Source organism: Pusillimonas caeni (assembly GCF_003545815.1).
Classification (GTDB): domain Bacteria; phylum Pseudomonadota; class Gammaproteobacteria; order Burkholderiales; family Burkholderiaceae_B; genus Pusillimonas; species Pusillimonas caeni.
On the sequence record NZ_PDUW01000005.1, the window covers coordinates 349,046 to 358,288 of the forward strand.

A 9,243-nucleotide genomic window follows, 5' to 3' on the forward strand; every position below is an offset into this window, starting at 1 on the left:
AACCTTGCGTAAATGTAATTCAAAAGTCTGTCTACTGTCGCGGTTACATGATTAAAGTAGCGTTCTCGTCCTTGAGCCTACTTTAGTCCCATGACTACGCCACCTTTTGGTTTCACTTCTAAAGAATCTAACCATAACGCCGTCCAACTATCGATCATTATTCCCTTCTTCAATGAGCGAGAGGTTCTTTCGCTCTGCCATGCACGACTTACGCCAATTCTGAATTCACTATCCGAATCTTATGAAATAGTGTTTGTCGATGATGGCAGTACCGATGACAGCATCTCCATTCTGGCCGCCATCATTCCAACTCACCCTAAAACAAAAGTAGTGAGATTAAGTCGAAATTTCGGCAAGGAAGCCGCTATGAGCGCGGGCCTTGCGCACGCCACCGGGGCTGCGATCATTGTTCTGGATGCTGATCTGCAAGACCCGCCGGAACTCATTCCCAAAATGGTTCAGGCGTGGAGGTCGGGAGTCGACGTGGTTTCGATGCGTCGGCGACGTCGCCATGGAGAAGGCTGGCTGAAACGCTTTTCAGCATTCAGCTTCTATCGTATTTTGAGCGGCTTAAGTCGATCCCAGATACCCTCTGACACCGGCGACTTCCGTCTGATGAGTCGGCGCGTTGTCGATTTGCTCTTGTTGTTCCCAGAGCGATGCAGGTACATGAAGGGCTTGTACGCCTGGGTCGGGTTTCCAACAGCCATTCTCGATTACGATCGAGACCCTCGCGCAGCGGGTACGACAAAATGGAACTACCTTGCCCTATTTGGCCTAGCTCTAGAGGGAATCACATCATTCTCTACCGCCCCGTTGCGCTGGGCTGCCGCTCTAGGGACGATCGTCGCTTTATTCGGCGGATTCTTTGGGTTCTGGATTCTGCTCAAGACCGTGCTCTTCGGCCACGATGTGCCAGGCTATCCTTCGCTGATGGCAATGATTACATTGCTTAGCGGTATTCAGTTGCTGACCATAGGTTTACTCGGAGAATACGCCGGCAAGGCGTACATGGAATCCAAACAACGGCCGCTCTATGTGGTACGTGATGTGATTGACATGAACACTGTGGGGGCAAGCGACCTTTCTTCTGCGGACAGGGCAAATATTGTTAGTCTTTGAGCGTCGATTCCTATGGGTGATTTCAGTTCTCATTCTGGCGCGGCTCTTCAGTATGGCGACACTCCCGCTCATGGATACCTCGGAGCCTCGATATGCCGAGATTGCACGAGTCATGGCAGCTTCGGGGGATTGGATCACGCCATGGTTCGAACCAGGCACTCCATTTTGGGGAAAACCCCCTCTTTCGTTCTGGGCTCAGGCATTTAGTATAAAGTCACTCGGCCTAACTGAATTCAGCATCAGGCTGCCCTCTTTTTTGGTAACGGTTGCGCTGACTATCCTTGTTTACCATGCAGGTATAGTGATTGGCGACAAACGTATGGCGAAGTGGGCCACGTTGATCCTGTCGACGATGCTCCTCCCTATGGTGAGTGCCGGCGCGGTTCTGACCGACCCCTTTTTTGCGTTTGGTGTGACGCTTTCGATGTTGGCATTCGTCGTCGCGCCGCTTAAGCCGACATGGTTCTGGCGCTATGGGTTCTTTGTCGGAATTGCTCTAGGGTTATTATCAAAAGGCCCCTTGGCCGTCGTACTTGTTGCGATAGCGATAGTTCCCTGGCTGGCGCTACAACCTGATCGACGCACACGGATAAACGTTTTCCCATGGCTTTCTGGCCTCTTCCTGATCTTCGCTCTCAGCCTGCCGTGGTACATCGCTGCCGAGATCAAGACACCCGGTTTCCTACAGTATTTCATTGTCGGCGAGCACTTTCTTAGATTCCTCGATGGCGGCTGGAATGGAGATCTTTATGGAACGGCCCATGAAAAGCCGTTAGGCCGCATATGGATAGAGTGGCTATTCGCCTCGCTACCATGGGGCCCATTGGGTCTGGCTGTTCTGCTCTGGTCAATGATCCGCTCTAGGCGCAGGACAAAGTTAGCGTGCTTTGTAAAAAAGCCCGTTGTAACCTTCCTGATCTTCTGGACTTTGGCGGCGATGGTGTTCTTCACATTCTCCGCCAACATCCTCTGGACCTATGTCCTGCCAAGCCTGCCTGCCCTCGCTCTGCTTCTTGCCCAGGCGGCAACGGCAACTTGCTGTGTTTCAACATCGCGACGAACAAGTTATGCCCTTATTGCCGCAGGCAGTCTGGTGCCTGCTTTCTCAATCGCGGTAGGAGCAATAGCATTGGTCGCACCTGCTCAGCTTAAAACAGAAAAGGAGCTGGTAATGGCAGCCGCTCAGGACTTGGAGGCCGGAAAAAAATTGTACTTTGTCGGCAGCCGTCCATTCTCCGCGAGATTCTATTCACGCGGCCAAGCTGAACTCATCCCCTCCTCGCGACTAGGATCGTTGCTCGAAGCAGGACAGAGCGCATTGATAGCTATGCCAAGAAGCCAGGCGTTCGACGCACTGAGGATGTCGGCATCGAGCCTGAAACTCATTTTCCAGAGTAAGCGCTATAGCTTGTACGACCTCACACCGATGCCCGAGAAGCACGCACAATAATCCAGATTATGCAACCATGCTCTCGCATCGGAAGGCCAAGACGAAGTATTCCAAAATCCAATTCAATTGGCCAAGTATCAGAGAGCCAATCCCCAAAACATTACACCAACCCATCACCATAATTACATTTCAGTAATGTTTCACGGTGGTCACGTAATGTTAATAAAGAACTGTTGAGATGTTGACACCCCCATTTCGGACGGTTGATCGAGCGACTCACTATATCAATTTCGCTGATTATATTTAGACTAATTTTTGAGGATTTCATGAGAAAGAAAATAGTGGCAACTGCCTTAACAATTGGGTTCGCAGCTTCTGCACAAGCCGATACCGCAGTCACATTGTATGGCCTGGTAGACGGAGGGCTCGGCTACACCCAGTTCAAAAGCGATACGACAAAAGGATCCAGAGTTGGTGTCTGGGACGGTGGCCAGTCCAGTAACCGCTGGGGCTTGCGAGGTACTGAAGACCTCGGAAATGGACTAAAGGCTGTATTCGTCCTGGAGAACGGCTTTAGTCTGGTCAATGGAACACAAAGCCAGAGCGGCCGACTGTTCGGCCGTGAAGCCATAGTCGGTGTCAAGTCGGACACATGGGGTCAGGTGACTCTTGGGCGACAAGGAAACATTGCCTATCGCTGGTTGTCGGGGGTTGCCACGCCCTTCGGCAACAATTTCAACCAATCCCGTACTGCCGGCACATTCAGCGTGGCGGAGGTCAGATACGATAACCAAATGCAGTATCAGTCCCCCATTATGTCAGGCTTCCAAGTTGGCATTGGTTATTCCTTCAATGCGGATGGTGAACAAAGGTTTAAGCAAAGTGGGCAGAGCGATCCAAACGTTCGAGCGCTTACCGCCGGTTTACGCTATACAAACGGCCCATTGGCTGCGGTGCTGACTTATGATCAGATAAGCGATGCCGAAACAGCAACCGGCATCAGAGCAAGGTCGTGGAATCTTGCGGGCAGCTACGACTTCGACTTGGTCGAACTGCATCTTGGCTTCGGAATCACCGATGACGGCTGGTTCGGCACGCCATCCCAATTGCGCAATTCCGACTTGGGTTTCGGGAGCATCCAGGCCTACAACGATGGATTCCGCGCCTATTCATACGGTATCGGTTTGAGCGCACCGGTAGGAGATTCAGGAAAAATGCTTATTGGCTGGGGAATGGTGGATCCTCGCAAGGACGGAACGGCGTACACTGGGCAGGAACTAGCGTCTCAGCATATCTTAAGCTTGGCGTATACGCACAAGCTGTCTTCCCGCACTTCGTTATACGCCCAAGGAGCGTACGGTCGCAACGTCGCTTTGATATCCGGCAACAAGACTCAATCTATTGGCGTCGGCCTACGCCATAGCTTCTAAGACCTAAATAGGGTACACCTCATTGATGCACTGGCCTTTCAGTGCATCAATGGAAATAATCACATTGATCCGTTTCCAACATGAGGCACTCAAATTAGCGGATTACGTCGACATTCGTATTAAAAAACGTGACATTAGATTGCGACGTTTGCCGATGAACAAATTATGCCTAGCTGCCATCAAATGAAAAAGGCGTATACCGATAACGATATACGCCTGAAAGACCGCAGCGCGCCTACAGAAGGTCAGACCGCGCGCTCTCCTTTAGGAACGACGTTTTTCTTGCTGCCGCTGCAACTCCTGCTTATACTCCACTCCATTGCGCATCCGAATATATTCGGCGTAAGCTGAACGGTACTCTGAGCTAAAAGTATCGGGCGTTTCACCACCTTCATGGAGCTTGTGCAGGCCAGCACGCTTCCACATCTCCAAATCGGCAAGCACTTCAGCTCTGGTTAATTGACGGTCTCCGTTAGCCGGTACCGTAGATACTGAACTCGCGCTCACGCTTGCTATAGGAGAAACGGCGATCGCCATCGTAGCAATTAACAGTTTCAGATTAAGTGTCATTCATTTTCCTTTATTCCTGGCCGGTTCCACGCATCCAAACCGGATCCCAAACATTTAATTCGTTCAGCGTGTAGGAAATATTCTAACCATCCGCTACCAACCCAAGCATGACCGTCTGATTACTTTTTCGTAATATGACTGCTCTGTAGCTTGATAAATCACTCTGAAGTCCCTTGAGGAAAATCCTGATCCAGGATACCCACTGCGCGGGCTCATATGGTGCCAATCCTTCCAAGGCAACGCACATATCAATCAGGCCTTCTCGTTCACCGCAAAATGCACTCAGTCCTGTATTAGTAATACATCGCCTCAAAATAACTGAGCCTGAACTGTTAAGCATCTTCACGCTCAAGCAGTCTCGAAGAAATCGTAAAACCAATTCTTGTACCCATCGGGTCTGAAGAGGCATAAGGCTCCCCTCCGTGCATACGTGCTATCGCAGCGACAATAGCTAGCCCCAGTCCATGATGACCCGCTGCCCGCGTTCGTGCCGGATCTAGACGATAGAAGCGTAGAAACAAACGAGGTAAATATTGTTCTTCAATCGTCTTTCCTGTATTAAGCACGGTAATCCGAATAGTTTCTGCTTGCACACCGATTGTCACTATGACATCCCTAGCCGGAAGGCTGTACCGAATAGCATTAGAGACAAGATTTGAAACCGCACGCTGAAACAGCGACCGATCGACATGCGCAACCCTGTCCCCTTCAACTTTGAGCGTAACCCCCGCCTCTGCCGCCTCGGCCTCGTGATACTCAAAAACCTCTTTAACCAGTCCACTTAGACTGAATACGTCTGTGGAGCGAATTCGCAATCCTCTGCCAGCTTGAGAGAGGAACAACATATCGTTCACGATCACCGTCATGCGTTGCAACTCTTCGAGATTTGACCCAAGGATGTCGCACAATTCCGATGTATTTCGCTTTGCCACCAACGCAAATTCTGTTTCGCCCATCAACGTGGCAAGAGGTGTTCGTAACTCATGTGCCACGTCCGCATTGAAACCCTCCATTTGGATGTACGCACTCTCTAAGCGTTGGAGCACCGCATTAAACTGGACTACCAATGGCTTGATTTCCGAGGCAAGGCCGCTTTCATCCAATCGCTCGCCAATACGATCAGCGGACAGCTTTTCTGCCTGCTGCCCAAGGCTCTTGAGCGACGATAGCGCTCTTCGTACGAGCACGTCTCCCATGATGGAAACGATAAGTGCGCCGATCAGCGCGCACCCGAGAAGCGTCCAGGCCAGCATGGTACGCAAATGCATGTCGGCCGTTGTATTCAGATAGAGTTCGGCCAACATCTTCACGTCGGGCGTATTTGGCGACGGTAGCGAAAAGATGAGTTTTCTTTGGTTACTGGTCTTTGCTACTTCGTCGGGTTCGCCATACACATAAACAGTGCCGTCAATTTCTAACCTCAACATGAATTCGGGCGCACCGTAGAAAAAATCTGTGAGTTTATGATCCAGCGCTAAAAAGTCCCCTTTGGAGGTAAACTCATCAACCAAATGTTCGATGACCGCACGCTTTTGCTGTAGTAAAGCCTCTTGGCGCACGGACAAGTTCAAGTTGGTGAGGACATAAACAACTATGCACACGGAACCAAGAGCAAGAAATGTCTGTATTGCTAACCAACGAGACAGCCATTGCCGCAATGAAGCAGAATTACGAAGCCGCATCAGTTCTCCCGCAGCTCCAAAACGTAGCCCATTCCACGGACCGTATGCAGCAGTTTAGTCTCGAAGGGGTCGTCCACTTTTCCGCGGAGCCGACGGACAGCAACTTCGACTACATTCGTATTGCTATTGAAGTTAATATCCCATACATGTTCTGCAAGATCGGAACGAGACAGTACCTGACCTTCTTTGCGCATGAGCAACGTCAGTAAAGTGAACTCCTTTGCTGTCAAATCCAGGCGGCAGCCCGCGCGAGTAGCCTTGCGGGACAACAAGTCGAGCTCCAGATCGCCCACCCACAATACATTCTGGTTGTGAGTTTCGGATGCGGCGCGCAGGCTTCTTCTACTGAGAGCGAGGACTCGAGCCAATAGCTCGGATAATGCAAAAGGTTTTACCAGGTAATCATCCGCACCGTCTTGCAAGCCTCGTACACGATCCTCAACCTTCCCCCGCGCCGTTAACATCAAGACCGGAACGGAGTCACTCCTGCGCAATGCACGTAGTACTGAAAAACCGTCCATCTCCGGCAGCATGACGTCCAATAGGATTAGATCGTATTGGGCTTCACGAGCTAGGTGCAGGCCGCTGCTCCCGTCGAATGCTACGTCTACGACGTAATTATGTTCAGACAGCGCGCGCTTCAGATAATCTGCGAGCTTGCGCTCGTCTTCGATAACCAGGATTCTCATGGCATCCACCTACCTACTCCGTTCAGCACTTCAACGCCACATAAGACAGCATTATTGTTCTTGTCTCTCCCGGGCGGCTGCCCGACGGTGACTCAGCTCATACAGTAGCGGTAGTACCAGCAAGGTCAGCAGAGTTGATGAAACGATGCCGCCTATTACCACTGTAGCCAATGGTCGCTGCACCTCGGCGCCAGTGCCTGTATTTAGCGCCATGGGTACAAAACCCAAAGAAGCCACCAGCGCCGTCATTAACACCGGCCTCAAGCGAGTCAACGCGCCTTCGCGAATCGCCGCGACAAGCTCCAGCCCTTCTTCCCGCAAACCGCGAATGAAGGACAGCATCACCAAACCGTTCAACACCGCCACCCCCGACAGGGCGATGAAACCCACTGCGGCTGAGATGGACAAGGGAATGCCGCGCATCCAAAGCGCGATGATGCCACCCGTGAGTGCGAAAGGAATGCCGGTGAACACCAGCAGGCCATCTTTGATGTTGTTGAACATCATGAAAAGCAGAATGAACACGAGCAGCAGAGCAACCGGCACCACCACTTGAAGCCGTGTTGTGGCGGATTGAAGTTGCTCAAACGTTCCTCCCCACTCCACCCAGTAGCCCGCGGGCACTTGTACCTGGCTCTGCAGGCGTTCTTGAGCCTGAGCGACGAACGAGCCAATGTCGCGCCCTAGAACGTTGGATGTGACCACCACACGGCGTTTACCGTTTTCTCGACTGAACTGATTTGGACCGGCTGTAGTTTCCAACGACGCGATCGACCCCAGTGGAATTTGATTGACAACGCCTCCTGCACCGGCCGGCAGTGCAATCGGCAATCGTTTGACAGCGTCCACATCGCTGCGCAAGGCCTCCGGCAAGCGTACGACCATGGCAAAGCGCCGATCGCCTTGAAACAGGGTGCCGGCTTCGCGCCCGCCAACGGCGACAGCCACCGCGTCCTGCACTTCTTGAAGCGATAGCCCATAGCGTGCCGCCTGAGCGCGGTCAATGGAAACCGTGAGAACAGGCAATCCCGTTGTTTGTTCGGTATTGACACCCGTGGCTCCTGGTACCTGCTCTAGCACTTGGGCAATTTGCGCTGCCGTGGTGTTCAATACATCCATATCGTCGCCGAAAACCTTGATGGCCACGTCCGAGCGCACGCCCGAAATCAGTTCGTTGAAACGCAGCTCAATCGGTTGGGAAAATTCATAGGCGCTGCCGGGCAGTTCGGCGGCCGACTCCTGTACCTGTCGTATAAGCTCGTCGCGCGGCAGACCGGGGTCGGGCCACTGGCTTTCGGGTTTGAGCATGACATAGGCGTCTGAAATATTAGGCGGCATGGCATCAGAGGCCACCTCGGCCGTGCCGGTGCGAGCAAATATGCGCTCTATTTGAGGGAATTCCTTGAGCAGCTTGCGTTCCAGTTGCTGCTGCATTTCCACGGACTGAGTCAGGCTGGTGGCAGGCACGCGCATGGCCTGAATGGCGAAGTCTCCTTCGTTCAAGCTGGGAATGAACTCGCTGCCCATGCGTGCGCCGATGAGACCGGAAAGGACGACGGCGACGACCGCTGCGGTTAGGACAACCGGCTTGTTGGACATCGCCAGATCCAGAGCGGGACGATAGGCTCGCTTGGCCGCACGAATCAAAACACTTTCCTTCTCCGTGACCCGCTTCCCAATGAATAGTGCAACTGCTGCGGGTACAAAGGTCACAGAGAGGATCATCGCACCCAGCAAGGCTGTCACCACGGTGAAAGCCATCGGCGTAAACATCTTGCCTTCCACGCCTGTCAGGGCGAAGACGGGCAAATACACGATTATGATGATGAGTTGACCGAATATCAGTGGCCGACGCACCTCTTTGGAGGCCGCGAAGACTTCGTGCAATCGCTCAGAAATGGTCAGTGGCCGGCCAATACGGGTTTGCGCATGGGTCAGGCGTCTTATGCAGTTTTCGACGATCACCACCGCGCCATCGATGATGATGCCGAAATCGAGAGCGCCCAAGCTCATCAGGTTTGCGCTGACCTTGCCCGAAACCATGCCGGTAAAAGTAAACAACATGGCCAATGGGATGACGAGCGCCGTAAGCACCGCTGCGCGGATATTGCCTAGAAACAGGAACAACACCACGATGACCAGAACTGCACCTTCGAGCAGGTTCTTTTGGACAGTGGCGATCGCCTTGTCGACGAGTACCGTACGATCGTAGACGGTCACCGCGCTTACCCCCTCGGGCAGCGTGCGGTTGATGTCCTGCATTTTCTTGTCGACCGCGTGGGAGACGGCCCGGCTGTTTTCTCCCATAAGCATGAATGCCGTGCCCAGCACGACCTCGCGGCCGTTCTCGGTTGCTGCGC

7 protein-coding genes are annotated in these 9,243 nt (G+C 52.6%); 3 read left to right on the plus strand and 4 right to left on the minus strand.

Features of this window, described 5'->3' with window-relative positions; translation table 11 throughout:
• Positions 1–90 precede the first annotated feature (90 nt).
• The 3 genes from CSC67_RS13570 (at position 91) to CSC67_RS13580 (ending at position 3,942) form a co-directional block, all read left to right on the plus strand.
• Positions 91–1,122, plus strand: coding sequence for a glycosyltransferase family 2 protein (locus tag CSC67_RS13570; protein WP_118995041.1), 1,032 nt, complete (start codon positions 91–93; stop codon positions 1,120–1,122).
• A gap of 70 nt (positions 1,123–1,192) precedes the next feature.
• Complete coding sequence (locus CSC67_RS13575) at positions 1,193–2,572, plus strand: ArnT family glycosyltransferase (protein WP_167752892.1); 1,380 nt, start codon at positions 1,193–1,195, stop codon at positions 2,570–2,572.
• A gap of 266 nt (positions 2,573–2,838) precedes the next feature.
• Positions 2,839–3,942 (plus strand): porin, encoded by a 1,104-nt coding sequence (locus tag CSC67_RS13580; protein ID WP_118995075.1) that lies wholly within the window; start codon positions 2,839–2,841, stop codon positions 3,940–3,942.
• Between the two features lie 264 nt (positions 3,943–4,206).
• On the opposite strand, the gene CSC67_RS13585 is transcribed toward CSC67_RS13580, so the two are convergent.
• The 4 genes from CSC67_RS13585 to CSC67_RS13600 all read right to left on the minus strand — a co-directional run.
• A complete protein-coding gene (locus CSC67_RS13585; RefSeq protein WP_118995043.1) occupies positions 4,207–4,512 on the minus strand; it encodes a DUF4148 domain-containing protein in 306 nt (101 codons plus the stop codon).
• Between the two features lie 332 nt (positions 4,513–4,844).
• Positions 4,845–6,194, minus strand: a complete 1,350-nt coding sequence (locus tag CSC67_RS13590) for a heavy metal sensor histidine kinase (protein ID WP_118995044.1) — start codon at positions 6,192–6,194, stop codon at positions 4,845–4,847.
• On the minus strand, positions 6,194–6,883 hold the full coding sequence (locus CSC67_RS13595) for a heavy metal response regulator transcription factor (RefSeq protein ID WP_118995076.1): 690 nt from the start codon (positions 6,881–6,883) through the stop codon (positions 6,194–6,196). The genes CSC67_RS13590 and CSC67_RS13595 overlap by 1 nt, the downstream gene beginning before the upstream one ends.
• 51 nt (positions 6,884–6,934) lie before the next feature.
• Positions 6,935–9,243: efflux RND transporter permease subunit (locus tag CSC67_RS13600; protein WP_118995077.1), on the minus strand; the 2,309-nt coding region annotated here is incomplete at its 5' end.